The following is a 20,305-nucleotide window of genomic DNA, read 5'->3' on the forward strand; positions in this document are numbered from 1 at the left end:
ATTCATCAGCAAGCCGGTGCGTTCAACTTGGTTGCCAGGTGGCTACCGTGCGATATAGCCGTTTATGGCGCCAGGGCGAGCCTTTTCACAGATATGGCTTTCCAGAAACCGCCGGCTCGACACAAAAAACATGCTCTTTTGCGGCGGCGGCTTAGGCCGCAGCGCCTGCGACAATCGAGTCGGCGAACGTCCGAAGGCATCGTGACAAAAGCCCGTTGGCGCACGCTGCGCCCAGGATCTCTTCTCGGTCGACTTCGCCCTTGCCGAGCAACGGAACCCGAAGGAAGGCTTCCGTCACGAGATGCAAGGACATGGTGTTCAGCACCTCGGTCAATTGCTCGAGAACGTGGTCGCCGCGATGAGACGCGTGGGCAAGCATGACCGGCTTGAACGGGACCTCATCTCGCGACACCAGCCAGTCCAGCGCGTTCTTCAAGCCGCCCGGGATGCCGTGCGCATACTCGGGGCAGGCGATGATCAGTCCGTCGGCAGCGGCGATTTTCGCAGCAAAGGAGCGGACAGTTGCCGGCGTCGCCTCGCCTTCCCGATCGGGATTGAAGATCGGCAGGTCGCCGATCACGTCGCAGATCTCGATCGCAACGCCTGTTGGCGCCGAGAGGCGCAAAGCCTCAAGCAAAGGCCCGGTTCGATGACGATCGCCTCTGGCTGCCGCAAAGCGCGTAGAAGTGGAGGGGTTTTCTCTCCATGGTCAGACCGGCTTATGGTTGCCCTTCGGAAACTGTTCCGCCACTTCCTTGTACCAGTGACCGCTCTTCTTGATCGTGCGGACCTGCGTCTGATAGTCCACGTGGACGATGCCGAAGCGCATGCGATAGCCTTCCGCCCATTCGAAATTGTCCATCAGGCTCCAGGCGAAATAGCCGCGCATGGGATAGCCCTTGGCGATCAGGTCGGCGGTGACCGACAGGTGGTCGGCGATATAGTCGAGCCGCGGCTGGTCGTCGACGACGCCCTTCTCGATGCCCATGTTGTAGCAGGCGCCGTTTTCGGTGATGTAGCAATCCGGGAGCTTGTAGCGGGCGTTGAGGGTCTCCACCAGCGCCCCGAGCGCCGGCGCATAGACCTCCCAGCCAATGTCGGTCTTCACCTCGCTGACCGGTTTCGCATTGGTCGTCGCCGGATACTCGGCGCCCGCTACCGGATTGTGCGAAACGCGCATCGGCGTATAATAGTTGAGGCCCCACCAGTCGAGCGGCTGGGCGATCGTCGCCATGTCGCCATCCTCGATCAGCGGCATCCGGCCCCCGAGTGCTGCGAGGAAGCCCTCGGGATACTCGCCCCTGAAGATCGGCCCGAAGAAGACGCCGTTATGGAAGTCGAAGGCGCGCTCGGCCGCTGCCTTGTCCTCGGCGCTGTCGCTGCCGGGATAGACCGGATGGGCATTGATGACGATGCCGACCGGCAGGTCCGCCCGTTCTGAGCGGATGGCCGCGACGCCCAGACCATGGGCGAGATTGGTGAAATGGAGTGCCGCGAGCGCCGCGTCCATGTTGCGTTCGCCCGGCGCGTGGATGCCGTAGAGATGGCTAAGCCACACCGAGCACCAGGGCTCGTTGAAGGTCGCCACTGCATCGAGCCGGTCGCCGAGGCGGGCGATCACCGTCTTCGCGTAGCGCTGATAGGCATAGGCGGTCGTCCGCGCCGTCCAGCCGCCGTCGCCCATCAGCGCCAGCGGCAGGTCCCAGTGATAGAGCGTCGCGAAAGCCTTGATGCCGCGGGCTTTCAAGCCGTCGACAAGGCGATCGTAGAAGTCGAGCCCCTTCTCGTTGATCGGCCCGGTGCCTTCCGGAATGATGCGCGGCCAGGCGATCGAGAAGCGGTAGGCCTCGACGCCAAGGCTCTGGATGAGATCGAGATCCTGCTCCATTCGATTGTAGTGGTCGCAGGCGACATCGCCGGTGTGGCCCTCGAAGACGCGGCCGGGCATATTGGAGAAGGCGTCCCAGATGGAGGGCTTGCGCCCGTCCGCCTTGCTGGCGCCCTCGATCTGGAAGGAGGCGGTGGCCACGCCGAAGACAAAGTCGCCGGGAAAGCGCTTGGCAAGTTTCTTGGCTTCTATCATCGTTCTCTCCCGTCATCATCTGCTGAGCGGCGCGCCTGAAGCCGCCGCCACGCCGTTATTGTGTGACCGTGGCCTAAAGGTGCGACGGCAAATGTCAACCCGGGAAACGGGCGCGCTTGCATCGCCCGTTTCCCGGGTTGCGCTTCAGACCTTGATCCAGGCGCCGTTGCGCTGCGACGAGCGCACGCAGGCATCGACGAAGATCATGCCCTTCATGCCATCGTCTATCGTCGGATATGTGACAGCCGGAGCCACCGTCTCCCCGATTCTTTTAGCGAAGATCGCCCGCGCCGCTTCCGCATAGATATTGGCGAAGCCTTCGAGATAGCCTTCCGGATGGCCCGATGGAACGCGCGAAACGCGCGCCGCTGCCGGCGAGGCGCCGGCGCCGGCCCGCGTCAGCAGGCGTTTCGGCTCGCCGAAGGGCGTGTGCCAGAGGTAGTTCGGATCCTTCTGGACCCATTCCAGACCGCCCTTGGTGCCGTAGACCCGCACCATAAGCCCGTTTTCGTGCCCCGGCGCCACCTGGCTGCACCAGAGCATGCCCTTCGCCCGCGCGCCGTCCTTCTCCTTGAAGCGCAGCAGCACATGGGCATTGTCGTCGAGCTGGCGGCCGGCGACGAAACTGTCGAGATCGGCCGAGAGTTCGTCGAGCTCGAGCCCGGAAACGAAACAGCCGAGATTGTAGGCATGCGTGCCGATATCGCCGGTCGAGCCACCGGCGCCGGAGCGGGCCGGATCGGTCCGCCAGGCCGCCTGCTTCTGGCCGGACTGCTCGATATTTTCGGTCAACCAGTCCTGCGGATATTCCATCTGCACCAGACGGACGGTGCCGATCTCGCCATTAGCGATCATCTCGCGCGCCTGGCGCACCATCGGATAGCCGGTGTAATTATGCGTCAGCACGAAGAGCGCATCGCTTTCCTCCGCCGCCTTCTGGAGTTTCTTCGCGTCGGCAAGCGTCGAGGTCAGCGGCTTGTCGCAGATCACGTGAATGCCGCGCTTCAGGAACTCCTTCGCCGCCGCGTAATGAACGTGGTTCGGCGTGACGATCGCCACCGCTTCGATGCCGTTCTTCAGCTTCGCCTCGCGGATCGCCATTTCCTTGTAATCCGAATAGACGCGCGACGAGTCGAGCCCGAGCTCGCGTCCCGAGGCCTGCGCCTTCTCTGCTGTCGACGACAGAGCGCCGGCGACCAGCTCGTATTGATCGTCAAGCCTGGCGGCGATCCGGTGCACGGCGCCGATAAAAGCGCCGGAACCGCCGCCCACCATGCCGAGCCGGATCCGCTTCTGCCGAGTTTCCGTACTGCTTCCCTCGATAGCCATGCTGTTCTCTCCTGATCAGATTTGGTGCTGGGGGTCAGACCCCCTCTGCCCTGCCGGGCATCTTCCCCACAAGGGGGGAGAAATTTACGGCGCCGCCGCGGCGAGCCCCTCCCCCTTGTGGGGAGGGGTTGTGGAGGGTTCTTTTTTGGGAACGACTGGGAAGTCGCTTTCCGCTCAAAGCCCCAACATCCGCCTGTTCGCAGCCTCGTCGGTGCCGCTGTCGGCGAAATCGTCGAAGGCCTTTTCGGTGACGCGGATGATATGCGCCTTGACGAACTCCGCCCCTTCGCGCGCGCCGTCTTCCGGATGTTTCAGGCAGCACTCCCACTCGACCACCGCCCAGCCGGCGAAATCGTTCGCCGCCATCTTCGAGAAGACCGCGCCGAAATCGACCTGGCCGTCGCCGAGCGAGCGGAAGCGGCCTGCCCGGTTCACCCAGCCCTGGTAGCCGCCATAGACGCCCTGCCGGCCGGTCGGGTTGAACTCCGCATCCTTGACGTGGAACATCCGGATGCGGTCCTTGTAGATGTCGATATTGTCGAGATAGTCGAGGCACTGCAGCACGTAGTGCGACGGATCGTAGAGCATGCAGGCACGGGCATGATTGCCGGTGCGCTCCAGGAACATCTCGTAGGTGATGCCGTCGTGCAAGTCCTCGCCCGGGTGGATCTCGTAGCAGACATCGACGCCGCAATCCTCCGCATGATCGAGGATCGGTTTCCACCGCCGGGCAAGCTCGTCAAAGGCGGTCTCCACCAGGCCCGCGGGACGCTGCGGCCAGGGATAGACGAAGGGCCAGGCGAGTGCGCCGGAGAAGCTTGCCATCGCATCGAGGCCGAGATTCTTCGACGCCGTCAGCGCCAGCTTCACCTGTTCCACTGCCCATTGCTGGCGCGCCTTCGGATTGCCACGCACCTCCGGTGCGGCAAAGCCGTCGAACGCCTCATCATAGGCGGGATGCACGGCCACCAACTGGCCCTGCAGATGCGTCGAAAGCTCGGTGATCTCGACGCCGTTGTCACGCGCCTTGCCGGCGATCTCGTCGCAATAGGTCCTCGATTCCGCCGCCTTCCTCAGGTCGAACAGCCGGCCGTCCCAGCTCGGGACCTGCACACCCTTGTAGCCGCAATCCGCCGCCCATTTGGTGATGGAGTCCCAGGAGTTAAACGGCGCCGCATCGCCGGCGAATTGCGCAAGAAAGAGCCCCGGTCCTTTGATCGTCTTCATGCAAATTTCCTCCCTGGTGAATCACTGTCTAAGAAACCGGCACGCCGGTCGACTGATGATCTTTAACCGCCTCGCTCCGCAAACTTCGTGATAACTCATATACCTGCAACGTTGCAGGAGCGAGAAGCTAGCAGATTCTCCGCAAGGGGCAATCCGCTTCTGCCCCAATGCGAAGAGGATTTCTTGTATCCGCAGGCGCCGAAACAGGAGCCGCGAAGAAGTTCCGGAAACGGCGAGAGGGCGTCGCGTCATGCGAGGCCGCCCGTCCGTTTCCGGCCGATGCCGCCATCAGACGTAGCGGTTTACGATGTTCTCCAGCAGTTCCTGCTTGCCGGATTTCGGCTGCGGATTGAGGTCGGCCTTGCGCACCCAGGCCTCGATCTCGTCAAGAGAGAAGCCGCCCTCGAGCATCTTCTTCGCCTCGGCCACACTCCAGCCGGCATAGCGTTTCTCCAGCGGCGCAGAGAGCGCCTTGTCCTCGATCATCTTCGCCGCCGCCTTGAGGCCGCGTGCGCAGCAATCCATGCCGCCGACATGGCCGATCAGCAAATCTTCCGGATCGATCGACTGGCGACGCAGCTTTGCGTCGAAGTTGGTGCCACCGGTCTTGAAGCCACCGCCTGCGAGCACGTGATAATAAGCAAGCGCCATTTCGGGAACATTGTTCGGGAACTGGTCGGTATCCCAGCCGGACTGGTAGTCGTTGCGGTTCATGTCGATCGAGCCGAAGATGCCGAGCGCATTGGCAAGCGCCAGCTCGTGCTCGAAGGAGTGGCCGGCAAGGATCGCGTGGCCCTGCTCGATATTGACCTTCACCTCGTTCTCGAGGCCGTACGTCTTCAGGAAGCCATAGACGGTCGCAACGTCGAAGTCGTACTGGTGCTTGGTCGGCTCCTGCGGCTTCGGCTCGATGAGGATCGTGCCCTTGAAGCCGATCTTGTGCTTGTATTCGACAACGAGATTGACGAAACGGCCGAGTTGGTCGAGTTCGCGCTTCAGATCGGTGTTGAGCAGCGTCTCATAGCCTTCCCGCCCGCCCCAAAGCACGTAGTTCTGGCCACCAAGCCGCTGTGTCGCATCGATGCAGGTCTTTACAGTTGCCGCGGCAAAGGCGAAGACGTCCGGGTCCGGGTTGGTCGCCGCACCCGACATGTAGCGCCGGTTCGAGAAGAGATTCGCCGTGCCCCACAGCAGCTTGACGCCGGTCTCGGCCTGCTTCTTGGCGAAGTAATCGACGATCTCGTTGAGATTGCTGGTGTTCTCGGCGAAGGTCCGGCCCTCTGGACGAACGTCGGCGTCATGGAAGCAATAGAACGGCGTACCGAGAAGCTGGAAGAACTCGAAGGCGACGTCGGCCTTCAGCTTGGCCGCTTCCATCGAGTCCTTGAACCAGGGACGCTCGAAGGTCTGTCCGCCGAAGGGGTCGCCGCCCGGCCAGACGAAGGTGTGCCAATAGGCAACTGCGAAGCGCAGATGATCTTCCATCCGCTTGCCGAGGACGATCTCGTCCGGATTGTAATGGCGGAAGGCGAGCGGATTGGTGCTCTCCGGGCCTTCATATCTGATCTTGGCGATGTCGCCGAAAAATCCGGTGCTCACGGCTGTCTCCTCTCAAGGACTGTTGCCGGCCCGCCTGCTGCGGAACGCGGCCATTGGTGGAAGTAATCGTTTTCATTGCATCATTCAGCGTGACCCGCGAAGCCGGCCGGGGCCAGAACTGGCTAGATCGTCGCTCCCTTGATGGCGGGGTAAAGCCGGCAATAGCGCTGGTAGGCGTCTTCATAGGCCGGCGCCAGCGAGGCGTCCGGCGAGATTGTCTCCGCCGTCGCCGGCGCATAGCAGGTCGCAACCGGATCGGCGCCGGTGGCGGCGATCAGGCCGAGCCGGGCTGCGCCGAAGGCGGCACCGAAATCGCCGTCGGCCGGCAGATTGACCGGCAGGTTCAGTGCCGTTGCGATCGACTTCAGCCAGTAGCGCGACCGGGAGCCGCCGCCGATCGCCGTGACCCGTGTGAGCCTCGTGCCGGCGGCGCGCAACGCTTCCAGGCTGTCGCGGATCGCGAAGGAGACGCCTTCGAGCACGGCCTGTGTCAGCGCGGCGCGAGAACTTTCATGGCCGAGACCGGCAAAGGCGCCGCGGATCGCCGCGTCGTTGTGCGGAGTACGCTCTCCGGAGAGATAGGGAAGGAATGTCACCGAGCCCGGCGCCTTGAGTATGTCGCCAAGCTCGCCTGTCAGCTCCGCAGCGCTCCTGCCAGTGATGCCCGAATGCCAGTTGAGCGCATCGGTTGCCGAAAGGATCACGCCCATCTGGTGCCAGGTGTTGGGAAGCGCATGGCAGAAGGCATGGACGGCGCTTTGCGGATTGGGAAGATAGCTGGCGTTGGCGGCAAAGAGCACCCCGGACGTTCCGAGCGAGACGAAGGCCTGTCCCTCCCCAACCGCGCCCATGCCGCAAGCAGATGCTGCATTGTCGCCGGCGCCGCCGGCAACAACGACGCCGGACCCCATGCCCCAGCGGCTCGCGAGCTCCGGCCGGAGCGTGCCGGCAACGTCCGTCCCTTCGACCAGATCCGGCATCTGCCGCTCTTCGAGGTGGGTGGCCGCAAGGAGACTCTCCGACCACTGCCGCTTGCCCGTATCGAGCCAGGAGGTGCCAGCGGAATCCGACATTTCCGACATATGCTCGCCGGCCAGCCACAGACGCAGATAGTCCTTGGGCAACAGCACCCAGCGCACCCTGGCAAAAACCTCCGGTTCGTTTTCGCGCACCCAGGCGAGCTTCGGTGCGGTGAAGCCGGGGAAGACAATATTGCCGGTCAGCGCCCGGAACTGCGGATCGCTGTCGAGCGCCGCCGCCTGGCGAAAACTGCGCGTGTCGTTCCAGAGAATAGAGGGTCGAAGCACCGCATCGTTTTCGTCGAGGAGCGTCGCACCGTGCATCTGGCCGGAGAGGCCGATGCCGCGGACCGCGGCGAGCGCGTCAGGATGCGCCGCCTTGAGCCCGGCGATCGCCTCTTCCGCCGCGCGTACCCAGTCAGCCGGGTCCTGTTCCGACCAGCCGGTATGCGGCCGCGAGACGTCGAGCGCGGCCGCGGCGGAACCGACGATCTTCTGTTCGCCGTCGATCAGCATCGCCTTGACGCCGGAGGTGCCGAGATCCAGTCCGAGATACATGGGTGTCCTCCTATGCCTGCTCTATCGGCAGGTTATCCTTCAGGAAAATGTCGATGCGGATGCGTTCCTGCGCCTCGATGACGGCCAGCCCGTCGACCTTCGCCTTCAGCACCCGGATCGCGCTCCTGACCTCGTGGCCCGCATCCTGGTTGAGCAGCACATCGATGGTCCCGGAGAGTAGAGCGGCCCGGCTATGGGGCGTCAGTTCGTGGGCGATCGCGCAGACCGCCTCGGCCCTGCCGGCTTTCTCGAGCGCGGCAACGAGGCCGCGATTGCCGGCACCGAGACTGTAGACGCCGGCAAGGTCCGGATGGTGCTCGATGAGCGCGCCGACGAGTTTCTCGACGAGAGCCGCATCGTCCTGACCCTCGACGACCGGCAACAGCAAGCGAGTTTCGAAGCATTTGCGCATGACCGCTTGAAAGCCTTCCAGCCGTTCCCTGTGGTCGCGCACGAGCATCGAGCCCGCCACCACCGCTACCGGCCCGGCACGATCGCCGAGGAACCGGCCCATCAGGTTTCCGGCGGTGCGCCCGGCGGCGATATTGTCGACGCCGGTAAAGTGATCGCGCGTCGATCCCGGCAGGTCGGAAACCAGGGTGACCACGGCAATCCCGTCCTGGCGCAGGTCTTCGACCGCTTGCACGACCTCAGGCGCCTCGATAGCGACTACGGCGACGCCGGCGGGCCGCTGCCGACGTGCTTCTGCCAGGGCATCCGCCAGGGCGCGCGCGTCGAACGCGGGAACACAGAGGATGGTGATTTCGGTCCGCTCCGCCACCAAGTGCGCCTTGGCGGCCCTCACCTCGGCCTCAAGCCCGCGCATGAAGGAATTTTCGCCGGCGGGCAGGATGAAGACGAGGGAATAGCTGCGGCCCTTGGCGAGGTTGGCCGCGGCAACGTCACGCACATAGCCGAGCGTCGCGATCGCCTGCTCGACCTTGTCGCGCGTCACGGAACGGACGCCCGGACGATTGTTCAAAACCCGGTCGACAGTGGCCAGGCTGACGCCGGCCTCCGCGGCGATATCGTGAACGGTCGGTCGCATTCGTTCCTCCTCGCAGACCCCTTAGAGGAAGTTTTGATGTACGTAAATCAAAAATATTGTGAGAGCGAAACGGCTTTGAATATCGGGCGCCAAACCCTCAGTCGAAACGCCTGCTGAAGGCATGCGTGAAAGCGGCATGGCCCGCCTCGCCAGTGGCCTCTCCGAAGACGACATCTAGGAACTTATCAGTGATCCGGACAAGCGCGAAGCCGCCGAGAAAGGCCGCCTTGGGCTTGAAGATGTCGATTTCGCCGACGCGATAGGCCATCACCCGGTCATGTTCGTGACCGTGAAAGAGTCCGACGACGTTGTAGCCCCTAAGCGTCTCGAGCAAGGCCTCGCGCTCGGCCGGGCTCCACCAATGCGGCTGGCCGCCGCCCTGATCGTCGAAAGTCTTTGCCGCAGGGTCCCAGACCTCGGTCGAGAACGCATCCCAGCCATAGTGCTGGAACAAGACGACCGGGCGTCCGTCCGCGGCATAGGTAGCGAGATCGCGCTTCAGCCACGGCAGGCCGCTAACCGCCCCCTTGTTCTCGTCACCGCCGAAGCGCTGCAATTGAACGAGGTGGAGTCCGCCCCAGTCCCAGGAATAATTGTCCGATAGCGGATCGTAGTTGGTGACCGGCACCGGGGGTCTGTAGAAAACCGACTGGCGATGGGTGAGTTCCACATAGTCGCGCAGCTCGCGACGGTACCAGTCGCCGTTCGGCGGCGCGCCGTCCTGATCGAGATCATGATTTCCAAGCCCGACATAGACGGGGTAATGGATATGATGCGGCCCGACGCCATGCTCGTATCGGCTCTGGAACTGCTGCAACTGCCGCCCTTCGCGAGGCTCGCGAACCTGGCCGCCGCCGTCGTCGGTGATATCGCCGCCGAGCACCAGGCCGACCGGCCGTAAAATCTTCGCGCCGGCGCCGGCGAGCCCGCTCGGCTTGCCGTCGATCGTTTGCGGCCAGTGCTGTCCCGGAAGTCCGTTGAGTGCCGCAATGTGTCGCAACAGATTGGCGTCCGTCTTGCCCTCCTGTTCGCAATTCGGCGCAAGGCCTTCCGTCGAGACGAGGCAGGCGTGGATGTCATTGGAAAAGACAAATGTGGCATCGACTGGTGGCCGCGCTGCCCGCCCGCCGCCTGCGATCAGCGAAAGGCCGAGGCCAGCCGTACCAGCAAGAAATCTCCGCCTGGACGGCTTGAGGAATGGATTGTCGATCATCGCCTGCCCTGCGCCTTGATCAATTCGACCGACTCAAGGGTAACGAGGATAGTGCCGCAACGTTTGCAGCGGGTAAAGCATGCCGTTCGTGCTGAATTTGCTTCACCCAGTCCATCTCACCGCTTGCGGGGGCGAGAGGACTGGGAAGGCCGCGGCATATCCCTTCTCCCCGCGCGCGGGGAGAAGGTCGCGGCGGGATGAGGGGCAATCTGGAGCAGAAAGCAGGCTCTCGTTTTCCCACCTCAGTGCCCGCCGCCTCCCGCGCCGGCGCCCTCCGGCTTCTTGATCATCAGCACGCCGAGGATCATCGTCAGGAACAGGGCGGTCAGGATCAGGAACACGTCGATGAAGGACAGGATCACCGCCTGTTGCTGAACCATCGCCGCCAGTTGCTTGACGGCGGCCGTCGCGCCGTCGAGGCCGTAGGCGTTGAAGTTCGACGCCATATTGTTCAACCGCTCGACCGCCTCCGGATTGCCCCACTGGATATGTTCGGCCAGGCGAGCATAGTGGAGATCCTGGCGCTGCGTCAGGATCGTGTTGATGATCGCGAGGCCGACGGCTCCGCCGAGATTGCGGGTCAGGTTGAAGAGGCCGGAGGCATTGCGGATGCGGGCCGGCGGCAGCGTGCCAAGCGCGATATTGTTGATCGGCACCATGCAGAGCATCAGCGAGCAGCCACGCAGGATCTGCGGCACGAGCAGTTCCCAGAAGTCCCAGTCGGCCGTTAACTGACTCATCGTCCATGTTCCAGCCGCAAAGCCGGCAAAGCCGATGGTCATCATCACGCGCGGGTCGAGACGACCCGCCAGAAAGCCTGCGACCGGGGCCGTCAGAAACATGGCGAGACCCGAGACGAACATGGTCTCGCCGATCATCAGCGAATCATAGCCGCGGATGCGCCCGAGATAGAGCGGATAGAGATAGGTCAGGCCATAGAGGCCGATGCCCATCACGAAGGAAAACAACGAGCCGAACGTAAAATTGCGGTTGGCGAAAGCCCTTAGATCGACGACCGGAAACTCCACCTTGAAGGCCCGGTAGAAGAATATTGCGGCGGCAACAACTGTGGCGACCGCGCCGATGACGATGTGGTCGTCATTGAACCAATCGTTGGCGTTGCCCTCCTCCAGCACATATTCGAGCGAGCCAAGGAAAATCGCCATCGAGAAGAGGCCCCACCAGTCAAATTTCTTGATCAGCGCCAGTTCCGGCTCGTCGAAGTCGATGAAAATCCAGGTCAGCGTCGCGACGATGACGCCGGGAATGACGTTGACGAGGAACAGCCAGTGCCAGGAGAAGGCATGGCTCAAATAACCGCCGACCGTCGGACCGATGGTCGGAGCGAGCGTTGCGATCAGGCCGATGATCGGCGAAACGATATTGCGCTTCGACGGCGGGAAGATGGTGAAGGCGGCGGCGAAGACCGAGGGGATCATGCCGCCGCCGATGAAGCCCTGGATCACCCGGTAGACGATCATCTGGTCAATATTGGTGGCGGTTGCGGCAAGCGCACTGGAGGCGGTGAAGCCGGCGGCGGCGACGGAAAAGAGCACGCGCGTCGAAACGATGCGGGCGAGCGTCCCCGACAGCGGGATCATGATGACTTCGGCGATCAGGTAGGAGGTCTGAACCCAGCCGATCTCGTCCGATCCGGCGGAAAGACCCGCCTGGATTTCGGCAAGCGAAGCCGAAACGATCTGGATGTCGAGGATCGCCATGAACATGCCGACGACCATCGCGAAAAAGGCGATGAGCCGCCGCGGATCCATGCGCTCCTCGGCTCCGGCGCCGCTTGTCGCCGCCGGGCTCGCTGTTGCCGTCGCAGCCATACCTGCTACTCCTTCGCGCGCTTACTTCGCTTCGGCGACCTTGGCGGCGTCCGGCGCCGTGCGGGTATCGACATCGACCACGACGCTTAGGCCCGCCCGCAGGTTGCCCTTGGCGAGTGCGTCGGCCGGAAGCGTGATGCGAACCGGCACGCGCTGGATGATCTTGGTAAAGTTGCCGGTGGCGTTCTCCGCCGGCAGCAGCGAGAAGACCGAACCGGAGGCCGGCGAAATCGATGCAACCGTGCCCTCGATCGGATGCTCGTCATAGGCATCGACATGGACCTGGACTTTCGATCCGGGAACCAGGTGGGCGATCTGCGTTTCCTTGAAATTCGCATCCACATAGAGCTGGTCCACCGGCACGAGACCGGCAAGCCGCTGGCCGGCCGAGACGAGGTCGCCGACCTGGACCGAGACGTTGCCGATGACGCCGTCATAGGGCGCCTTGAGCACGGTGAAGCCGAGGTCGCGGTTCGCCTTGTCGCGCGCAAGTTCGAGCGAACGGATCGTACTTTCCGATTCCGCCCGCTGTGCCTCGAGCACGGTGATATTCGCCTTGGCCGCGGCGATGTTGGCTTCGGCACCAACGAGATTTGCCCGCGCCTGGTCGAGTGCGACCTGGGCGCTGTCGCGCGACGCATCCGTTCCAAAGGCCCGGGACTGCAGGTCGCTGGCGCGCTTTTGCGTGAGTTCGGCGCCCCTGACCGTCGCCTCGAAGGCTTCCTTCTGAGCCTCTGCCTGGCTGAGACTTGCCTTGGCACCAGCGATCTGCGCATCGAAACGGCTCAGCGCCAGCTTCTGCGTCGCGATCTGCGCTTCGGCCTGTTCGGAAGCGATGCGATAGTCTCCATCCTCGAGGGTGACGAGCGGATCGCCCGCCTTGACATGCTGGTTGGCGACCACGTCGACCTTGGCGACATAGCCAGAGACTTTCGGAGAGATCGTCGCAATGTCGCCCTCGATATAGGCGTCGTCGGTGGAAACCATGAAGCGACCGGTGGTCCACCAGTCGTAGCCGTACCAGGCCCCCGCGGCGAGCAGCGCCAGTCCGATCGCCGGAAGGATCAGCTTGCGGCGCTTCTTGGGGGGAGCGGCAAGTTCAGCGGCCGGGCGCTCCGTCACCGGTGGGGCTTCGCCGGTCGGGGCCCTGGCCTCTGTGCTCGGAACATCGACGACTTCGAAATCGTCGCCGACAGGACGGACTCGCGCAACGCTGGAGGTGCTGGAAGCGGACATGGGACACCATTTGAATAAATTAGCTAAATTGAACTGAACCGTTCGGTTCGATCGCCCTTGACGTAATGCCTTTCGCGCCGCATATCAAGAGCAAATCGAACCGAGTGGTTCGAAGTGATGAGCAAGGTAAAAAATCTGCCCGGTCTTTCTCCGCGCCCCTTGCTTTTTATCGCAATCGATCACGTTTATGATTTCGGAGTTAGTTCCAGGATCATCGTGATCTACAGGAGTGGAAACGTCCGGCGATCATGACGTCAGCGAAAAGCGCACAGCAGGAAAAGTCCCTGCCGCACCAGGAACAGCACCCTTCGAGCGGCGGCCGACGCGCGGCCGGCGAGGACCCGGTCAAACGCGAGCAGATTCTCGAAGGTGCCAAGCGCGTTTTCATGCGCAGCAATTTCGACGCCGCCAGCATGAACGACATCACCCGCGAGGCGGGCGTTTCGAAAGGCACGCTGTACGTCTATTTCGAGAACAAGGAAGATCTTTTCGAGGCGCTCATCGCCCGGGAGCGCAACCGTATCGTCAGCAGCATCAAGCAGTCGCTGAGCGACATCGAGCCGATCGAGGAAGCCCTTCACGATTTCGCCGTGACGCTGGTGACCAGCATAACCTCCGACTACACGATCCGCGCAATGAGGACCGTGCTCGGCGTGATCGACCGCATGCCGCGGCTCGCGCAACGCTTCTTCACCGCCACGCCGGAAAACGGCTACACGGTGCTGAAGGCCTATCTCGAGCAGCAGGTGACGGCAGGCACCCTGTTGATCGACGATACGGAACTGGCCGCCAAGCAGTTCATCGAGCTTTCCATGGCCGGCCTTTTCAAGGGCCGCCTGTTCGGAATGTGCGACGCTCTGCCCGCCGGCCAGATTGAGAAGAACGTCGCATCCGCCATCCGCGTCTTCATGGCTGCCTACGGTCCGCGAGACGCGCGATGACCGCGACACTGTGTCTCGCTCCCGACTAAGCAGGACTGCACATCTGCAGGCGGTTGCCGAACGGATCGTAGAAGCTCGCAAAGGTGACGAAGCCGGGAAATACCTGTGCATCCTCGCACTGGACGCCGCGGCGACGCAGTTCCTCTACCGCCGCATGGCAATCTTCGACATTCAAGACAAGGGTTGTCCCGGTGGAGGGTGTCCAGTCGCTCTCGGCCGATATCACCGAAACGTTGCCATCCGCTCCGCCGGCGGAGAATTCGATCCAGCCGGCTTCCGGCAGGTCGTAGAGCGGCGATCCCAAGCCGAGCACCTCGCCATAGAACTCGCGGGCACGATCAAGGTCGGTCACCGAGATCGAGACCACATTGATGCCACGAAAGAGAGGGTCGGTCGCTGCCATGGTCTTGAATGTAGGACGCAAAACCCGTTCGTCGAGCCGCGCTGCGGTTCTGTCGGGAAGCGCCGAGAGCAGCGGGTGGAATTTGCCGTCGACAGGCTGCGCCAATGCACTCCAGCAACAGCGATCAAACGCGCCCTCCGACAATTCCATAAGAATTGGATCGCCACCACGGGAGTGAACATGAGTGCCATCGGAAGGGCGATCTGGTTCATCGAGAGCCATTTCGCAAAGACTATATCGCTGGAGCAGATTGCCGGTGCCGCCGGCCTGTCGCGCTATCATCTGTCGCGCGTCTTCGGGCTCGCGACCGGCCGCTCGATCAGCGCCTATATCCGCGGGCGACGCCTGAGCTCAGCCGCACTTCTCCTTGCAAACGGACATTCGACCATTCTCGAGGTGGCCCTCGATGCGGGCTACGGTTCGCACGAGGCTTTCACCCGTGCCTTTCGCGAGCAGTTCGGCGTGACACCCGAATCGATCCGCAAACAGAGGCATGTCCGCAATATCGAATTGATGGAGCCCATCAGGATGGACGACACGCGCAATCTGAAAATCGAACCGCCGCGTTTCGAGGCGGGCCCTGCCCTGCTCCTCGCCGGCCTTGAAGAGACCTACACCTACAATCGCACCGAGGGCATCCCTTCGCTCTGGCAACGATTCAACAACCACTTCGGTCATATTCCGGGCCAGCGCGGCAACGTCGCCTATGGCGTCTGCACCCATGCGGACGCCGAAGCCGGCACCTTCCGCTACATGGCTGCCGTCGAGGTCGAGGATGCGGACGCGCTGCCGAACGGGTTTTCCACCTTGAAGCTGCCGAAGCAGCGCTATGCGGTGTTCCTGCATCGCGGTCACATCTCGGCGATCTCGACCACGGCGCACGAGATATTCGGATCGTGGTTTCCGCAATCCGGTCTCGAGCATGGCGAAACACCCGATCTCATCGAGCGCTACGACGAGCGGTTCGACCCGGATTCCGGCATGGGCGTCGTTGAGATGTGGGTTCCGATAAAACAGTAAACGGTAAAACGCTGCCGCAAAGCCGCGGCAGCGCTTGCTACTTCGGCGCTACTCCTTAAATACTGCGGCGAGCCTGGCGCAACGACGCGCCCTGGAGGGGAAAGTCTGCGCGGTTTTCCGCCCGCATTCCCTTCCGGTTGTTGGAACCGATCAGGTACACGGATGCTGGGAGTCGCTTTGACACCGCATCGGTGATCGTCAAAGAGAAGGAAAAGTTCGCCGATGCAGGAAATCCTCACGCTCGCTCAAAGCCCGGAGGCGTGGATCGCTCTCATTACGCTCATTGTGATGGAAGTCGTCCTCGGCATCGACAACCTCATCTTCATTTCGATCCTGACCAATAAATTGCCGGCCGAGAACCGGGTCAGCGCCCGGCGCATCGGCATCGGCCTCGCGCTGGTCATGCGACTGGGGCTGCTCGGCACGATCGCCTGGATCGTGCAGCTGACCCAGCCGGTGTTCGAGGCCTTTGGCCATGGCTTCTCCTGGAAGGACATGATCCTGATCGCCGGCGGCCTTTTCCTCGTCTGGAAGGCGACGAAGGAGATCCACCACAATGTCGACCCGAGCGACCATGACGAGGATTTCATCGCGAGCTCGGCGATCAACAGCTTCACGGCGGCGATCGGACAGATCCTGCTGCTCGACCTCGTCTTCTCCGTCGACAGCATCATCACCGCCGTCGGCATGACCCCACATCTGCCGATCATGGTTATCGCCGTCGTGGTCGCCGTTACGGTGATGCTGGTTGCCGCCAACCCGCTTGCTAATTTCATCGAGAGGAACCCGACGATCGTCATGCTGGCGCTCGCCTTCCTCCTGATGATCGGCACGACGCTGATTGCCGAGGGCATGGGTTTCCACGTACCGAAAGGCTACATCTATGCCGCCATGGCGTTTTCGGCGCTGGTGGAAGGGCTCAACATGGTCGCCCGCAATGCGCGCCTGAGAAAGCAGCAGGCCACCAAGCTGCATTAGCAACGGCAACCCATTGCGAAGGGGCCCGCATTCACGCGAATGCGGGCCCCTTGCTGCGGGAGGTAGGCGAGGATGCGGGCTGGACGGGCAAGGAGCTCGGCTGCCGTTTCGTTGGCCACGGGAAGAAACCGGAAAAATCCCCGTGTTCTCCACTTCCGTCGCGTCCGGTTGGCACAGGCCGCGTCCTCGACCGCTATAACGCGGTAGCGCGGCGAGCGTTCCAAGCCGATGTCCGGCTGCATCGAGAAGGCGCCTCTCCTCCTCTTTCCGTTGACATGCGAGGCTTTCTATGGTCTCACCCCTGCCGACTGGAATTGCCCGCCGATACCGCTTGGCGGCACCCTTGCGGGCCTTCCTTCCCATAAAATACGCGCCCGTCAGCCGGTAGGCATCCGGCAAGGGCTCAAGAGCACGTCAAGACGGGCAAAGACCATGGCAGATTCTGCAGTCCGGGTACGCATCGCACCCTCTCCCACCGGCGAACCGCATGTCGGCACCGCCTATATCGCTCTGTTCAACTATCTTTTCGCGAAGAAGCACGGTGGCGAATTCATCCTCCGCATTGAGGACACCGACGCGACGCGCTCGACGCCCGAGTTCGAGAAAAAGGTGCTCGATGCACTGAAATGGTGCGGGCTGGAATGGTCGGAGGGCCCGGATATCGGCGGCCCCCATGGTCCCTATCGCCAGAGCGACCGCAAGGACATGTACAGGCCCTATGTCGAGAAGATCGTCGAGAACGGCCACGGATTCCGTTGCTTCTGCACGCCCGAACGGCTGGAGCAAATGCGCGAAGCGCAACGCGCCGCCGGCAAGCCACCGAAATATGACGGCCTGTGCCTGAGCCTCTCCGCGGAGGAAGTGACCTCACGCGTCGCCGCCGGCGAGCCGCATGTCGTGCGCATGAAGATCCCGGCGGAAGGCTCCTGCAAGTTCCACGACGGCGTCTATGGCGATGTCGAGATCCCGTGGGAGGCCGTCGACATGCAGGTGCTCCTGAAGGCCGACGGCATGCCGACCTATCACATGGCGAACGTCGTCGACGACCACCTGATGAAGATCACCCATGTCGCGCGCGGCGAGGAGTGGCTCGCGTCGGTGCCGAAGCACATCCTGATCTATCAGTACCTCGGCCTCGAACCGCCGAAATTCATGCACCTGTCGCTGATGCGCAATGCCGACAAGTCGAAGCTGTCGAAGCGCAAGAATCCGACCTCGATCTCCTACTACACGGCGCTCGGCTACCTGCCGGAAGCACTGATGAACTTCCTCGGCCTGTTCTTCATCCAGATCGCCGAGGGCGAAGAACTGCTGACGATCGATGAGCTGGCGGAGAAGTTCGACCCGGAAAACCTGTCGAAGGCCGGCGCGATCTTCGATATCCAGAAGCTCGACTGGCTGAACGCCCGCTGGATCCGCGAGAAGCTATCCGAGGACGAGTTCGCCGCCCGGGTCTTCGCCTGGGCGTCGGAGAACGATCGCCTCAAGGAAGGCCTGAAGCTGTCGCAATCGCGCATTTCGAAGCTCGGCGAACTGCCGGACCTCGCCGCCTTCCTCTTCAAATCGGATCTCGGCCTTCAGCCTGGCGCCTTCGCCGGCGTGAAAGCCTCGCCCGAGGAGATGCTTGAAGTCCTGAACACCGTCCAGCCGGATCTCGAAAAGATCCTCGAATGGAACAAGGAGTCGATCGAGGCGGAACTGCGCGCCAGTGCCGAGCGGATGGGCAAGAAGCTGAAAGCCGTCGTGGCTCCCCTCTTCGTCGCCGTATCCGGTTCGCAACGTTCGCTGCCGCTCTTCGATTCGATGGAGCTGCTCGGCCGCGCCGTGGTGCGCCAGCGTCTCAAGGTGGCGGCGCAGGTGGTCGCCTCCATGGTGGGCAGCGGAAAGTAAGGACGATACCCATGAACGAAAAGACAGAAACCGCCGGCCTTTCCTCCGACGCAACCGAAGTGCGCGCCCAGAAGCTTGACCTGCTGCGCGAGCAGATCGGCGAAGTCTACCCGGCGCATTTCCACCGCACGCTGACCAATGCGGAACTCGCCGAAAAATATGCCGGGCTGGAGCCCGATACGGAGAGCGGCGACACGGTGACGGTCGCAGGCCGGGTTTTCTCCTCGCGCAATTCCGGCATGTTCATGGATATCCATGACGCCTCCGGCAAGATCCAGATCTTTTCGCACAAGGACACGGCTCCGGAAGAGGCGCGTGTGCTTCTGCCGATGATCGACCTTGGCGACATCATCGGCGTCACCGGCGAGGTGCGCCGTACGAAGCGTGGCGAGCTGACGGTGAATGCCAAGGAAATCACCATGCTCTGCAAGTCGCTCCTGCCGATGCCGGAGAAGTATCACGGGCTTGCCGACATCGAGACGCGCTACCGCAAGCGCTATCTCGACATCATGGTCAACGAGGACTCAAAGCTCCGCTTCCAGCAGCGCAGCCGCATCGTTTCGAGTCTGCGCCGCGTCCTCGAGGACGAGGGCTTCATGGAAGTCGAAACGCCGATGCTACAGCCGATCTATGGCGGCGCGACGGCCGAGCCGTTCAAGACGCATCACAACACGCTGAAGCTCGACATGTATCTGCGCATTGCGCCCGAGCTTTATCTGAAGCGCGTGCTGGTTTCCGGCCTCACCGATAAGGTCTTCGAGATCAACCGCAACTTCCGCAACGAAGGCGTCTCCACCCGGCACAATCCGGAATTCACGATGATGGAGTGCTACTGGGCCTATGCGGACTACGAGGACATGATGGGCCTCGTCGAACGCATGTTCGAGACCCTGGCGCTGGCGGTCCACGGCAAGACCGAGTTCGAATTCGGCGACAAGCAGCTCTCCTTTAAGGGACCGTTCCCACGCGTGTCGATGCCGGCCGCCGTCAAGGATGCAATCGGCGTCGACTTCCTCGCAATCAACACCGACGAGGAGGCCCGCGAGGCGGCAAGGAACGCTGGCCTCGAGGTCGAGAAGGACGCCACCTGGGGCGAGGTCCTCGCTTTCATCTTCGAGGAGAAGGTCGAAGCGACGCTGATCCAGCCGGCCCATGTCATCCATTTCCCGAAGGACATTTCCCCCTTCGCCAAGGAGGTGCCGGGCGAGCCGCGGCTCGTAGAGCGCTTCGAGACCTATTGCAACGGCTGGGAGATCGGCAACGCCTTCTCCGAGCTCAACGACCCGGTCGAGCAGCGCGCCCGCATGGTCGAGCAGATGGAACAGGCCCATGCCCGCGGCGAAAAGGAAAAGACCCTCGACGAGGACTTCCTCGACGCCATGGACCAGGGCATGCCGCCGGCCGGCGGCCTCGGCATCGGCGTCGACCGGCTGATCATGCTGCTCACCAATTCGCCGTCGATCCGCGACATCATTCTCTTCCCGGCCCGTCGTCACAAGGGCGACTGAGCCGGAGGAATCGGTCTCGACAGGACAAGCCCATTGCGCAGCGCACCCTGAGTTGGTCCCGTCGCGGCTGCGTTAAGGAAAAATTTACCACGACTGGCAGCGGCGAAATTACCCCTGGTTCCTGCCCCGTTTTCCGCACATTCACGTCACCATGATGCGGGGATGGATAAGGCAGGCCTCGCATTTCTGGCGCTTATATTCGCTCTCATCACTATCGTGTTGAGCATCCTGGCGGTCGACCGGCCGGCGATAGAGGCGCCCCCGAATAGGGCGGCGCTGGTTCGCACCAACTACCCGTGAGATCGTTTGCGCTGGAACAACAAGGTATTCGGGCGAGTTGCTAAGCGTGGGAACGAACCTGAAAAACCTTGTGTGGATGCCAGCCGTGTTGCAAGGAAGATTTTGAACCTTTGAACATGTG

At 62.5% G+C, this 20,305-nt stretch carries 16 protein-coding genes and 1 pseudogene; 6 read left to right on the forward strand and 11 right to left on the reverse strand.

Annotated features, from left to right (window positions below; genetic code table 11):
• Positions 1 to 151 precede the first annotated feature (151 nt).
• The 10 genes and pseudogenes from CO676_RS26405 to CO676_RS26450 form a co-directional block, all read right to left on the reverse strand.
• Positions 152 to 707 (reverse strand): annotated as a pseudogene (locus CO676_RS26405) (NADPH-dependent FMN reductase).
• 2 nt (positions 708 to 709) lie between these two features.
• Positions 710 to 2,083 (reverse strand): GH1 family beta-glucosidase, encoded by a 1,374-nt coding sequence (locus tag CO676_RS26410; protein WP_097523247.1) that lies wholly within the window; start codon positions 2,081 to 2,083, stop codon positions 710 to 712.
• 144 nt (positions 2,084 to 2,227) lie between these two features.
• Positions 2,228 to 3,412: a Gfo/Idh/MocA family oxidoreductase gene (locus CO676_RS26415; RefSeq protein ID WP_014765998.1), complete on the reverse strand. Its 1,185-nt coding sequence runs from the start codon at positions 3,410 to 3,412 to the stop codon at positions 2,228 to 2,230.
• Between the two features lie 174 nt (positions 3,413 to 3,586).
• Positions 3,587 to 4,639 carry a sugar phosphate isomerase/epimerase gene (locus CO676_RS26420; protein WP_097523248.1) on the reverse strand — a complete coding sequence of 351 codons (1,053 nt, stop codon included), beginning with the start codon at positions 4,637 to 4,639 and terminating at the stop codon, positions 3,587 to 3,589.
• A gap of 288 nt (positions 4,640 to 4,927) precedes the next feature.
• Positions 4,928 to 6,238, reverse strand: a complete 1,311-nt coding sequence (gene xylA / locus CO676_RS26425; protein ID WP_097523249.1) for a xylose isomerase — start codon at positions 6,236 to 6,238, stop codon at positions 4,928 to 4,930.
• 122 nt (positions 6,239 to 6,360) lie between these two features.
• Positions 6,361 to 7,815: a xylulokinase gene (xylB, locus tag CO676_RS26430; protein ID WP_097523250.1), complete on the reverse strand. Its 1,455-nt coding sequence runs from the start codon at positions 7,813 to 7,815 to the stop codon at positions 6,361 to 6,363.
• 10 nt (positions 7,816 to 7,825) lie between these two features.
• The gene (locus tag CO676_RS26435; RefSeq protein ID WP_097523251.1) at positions 7,826 to 8,863 is read right to left on the reverse strand and encodes a LacI family DNA-binding transcriptional regulator; all 1,038 of its coding nucleotides are present in this window, start codon (positions 8,861 to 8,863) and stop codon (positions 7,826 to 7,828) included.
• A 97-nt stretch (positions 8,864 to 8,960) separates the two neighbouring features.
• Positions 8,961 to 10,076 carry a metallophosphoesterase gene (locus tag CO676_RS26440; RefSeq protein ID WP_097523252.1) on the reverse strand — a complete coding sequence of 372 codons (1,116 nt, stop codon included), beginning with the start codon at positions 10,074 to 10,076 and terminating at the stop codon, positions 8,961 to 8,963.
• A gap of 242 nt (positions 10,077 to 10,318) precedes the next feature.
• Positions 10,319 to 11,908: a DHA2 family efflux MFS transporter permease subunit gene (locus tag CO676_RS26445; protein ID WP_097523253.1), complete on the reverse strand. Its 1,590-nt coding sequence runs from the start codon at positions 11,906 to 11,908 to the stop codon at positions 10,319 to 10,321.
• Positions 11,909 to 11,929: 21 nt separating this feature from the next.
• Complete coding sequence (locus tag CO676_RS26450) at positions 11,930 to 13,144, reverse strand: HlyD family secretion protein (protein WP_097523254.1); 1,215 nt, start codon at positions 13,142 to 13,144, stop codon at positions 11,930 to 11,932.
• Between the two features lie 248 nt (positions 13,145 to 13,392).
• Here CO676_RS26450 and CO676_RS26455 point away from each other — a divergent pair, with 248 nt between their 5' ends.
• Positions 13,393 to 14,085, forward strand: coding sequence for a TetR/AcrR family transcriptional regulator (locus CO676_RS26455; protein ID WP_097523255.1), 693 nt, complete (start codon positions 13,393 to 13,395; stop codon positions 14,083 to 14,085).
• 25 nt (positions 14,086 to 14,110) lie between these two features.
• Here the strand turns inward: CO676_RS26455 and CO676_RS26460 are convergent, their stop codons facing one another.
• Entirely contained in the window at positions 14,111 to 14,593 is a 483-nt protein-coding gene (locus tag CO676_RS26460) for a VOC family protein (protein WP_245424476.1), read from the reverse strand.
• Positions 14,594 to 14,668: 75 nt separating this feature from the next.
• Here CO676_RS26460 and CO676_RS26465 point away from each other — a divergent pair, with 75 nt between their 5' ends.
• From CO676_RS26465 to CO676_RS35445, 5 genes are all read left to right on the forward strand, one after another.
• Positions 14,669 to 15,508 carry an AraC family transcriptional regulator gene (locus CO676_RS26465; RefSeq protein WP_014766007.1) on the forward strand — a complete coding sequence of 280 codons (840 nt, stop codon included), beginning with the start codon at positions 14,669 to 14,671 and terminating at the stop codon, positions 15,506 to 15,508.
• A gap of 222 nt (positions 15,509 to 15,730) precedes the next feature.
• Complete coding sequence (locus CO676_RS26470) at positions 15,731 to 16,486, forward strand: TerC family protein (protein ID WP_014766008.1); 756 nt, start codon at positions 15,731 to 15,733, stop codon at positions 16,484 to 16,486.
• A 432-nt stretch (positions 16,487 to 16,918) separates the two neighbouring features.
• Positions 16,919 to 18,376 (forward strand): glutamate--tRNA ligase, encoded by a 1,458-nt coding sequence (gene gltX / locus CO676_RS26480; protein ID WP_097523257.1) that lies wholly within the window; start codon positions 16,919 to 16,921, stop codon positions 18,374 to 18,376.
• Positions 18,377 to 18,387: 11 nt separating this feature from the next.
• A complete protein-coding gene (gene lysS / locus CO676_RS26485; protein ID WP_097523258.1) occupies positions 18,388 to 19,884 on the forward strand; it encodes a lysine--tRNA ligase in 1,497 nt (498 codons plus the stop codon).
• Positions 19,885 to 20,046: 162 nt separating this feature from the next.
• Positions 20,047 to 20,184 (forward strand): hypothetical protein, encoded by a 138-nt coding sequence (locus CO676_RS35445; RefSeq protein WP_014766011.1) that lies wholly within the window; start codon positions 20,047 to 20,049, stop codon positions 20,182 to 20,184.
• Positions 20,185 to 20,305 lie beyond the last annotated feature (121 nt).

The sequence above is a fragment of the Sinorhizobium sp. BJ1 genome (assembly GCF_002531555.1).
GTDB classification, from domain to species: domain Bacteria; phylum Pseudomonadota; class Alphaproteobacteria; order Rhizobiales; family Rhizobiaceae; genus Sinorhizobium; species Sinorhizobium fredii_B.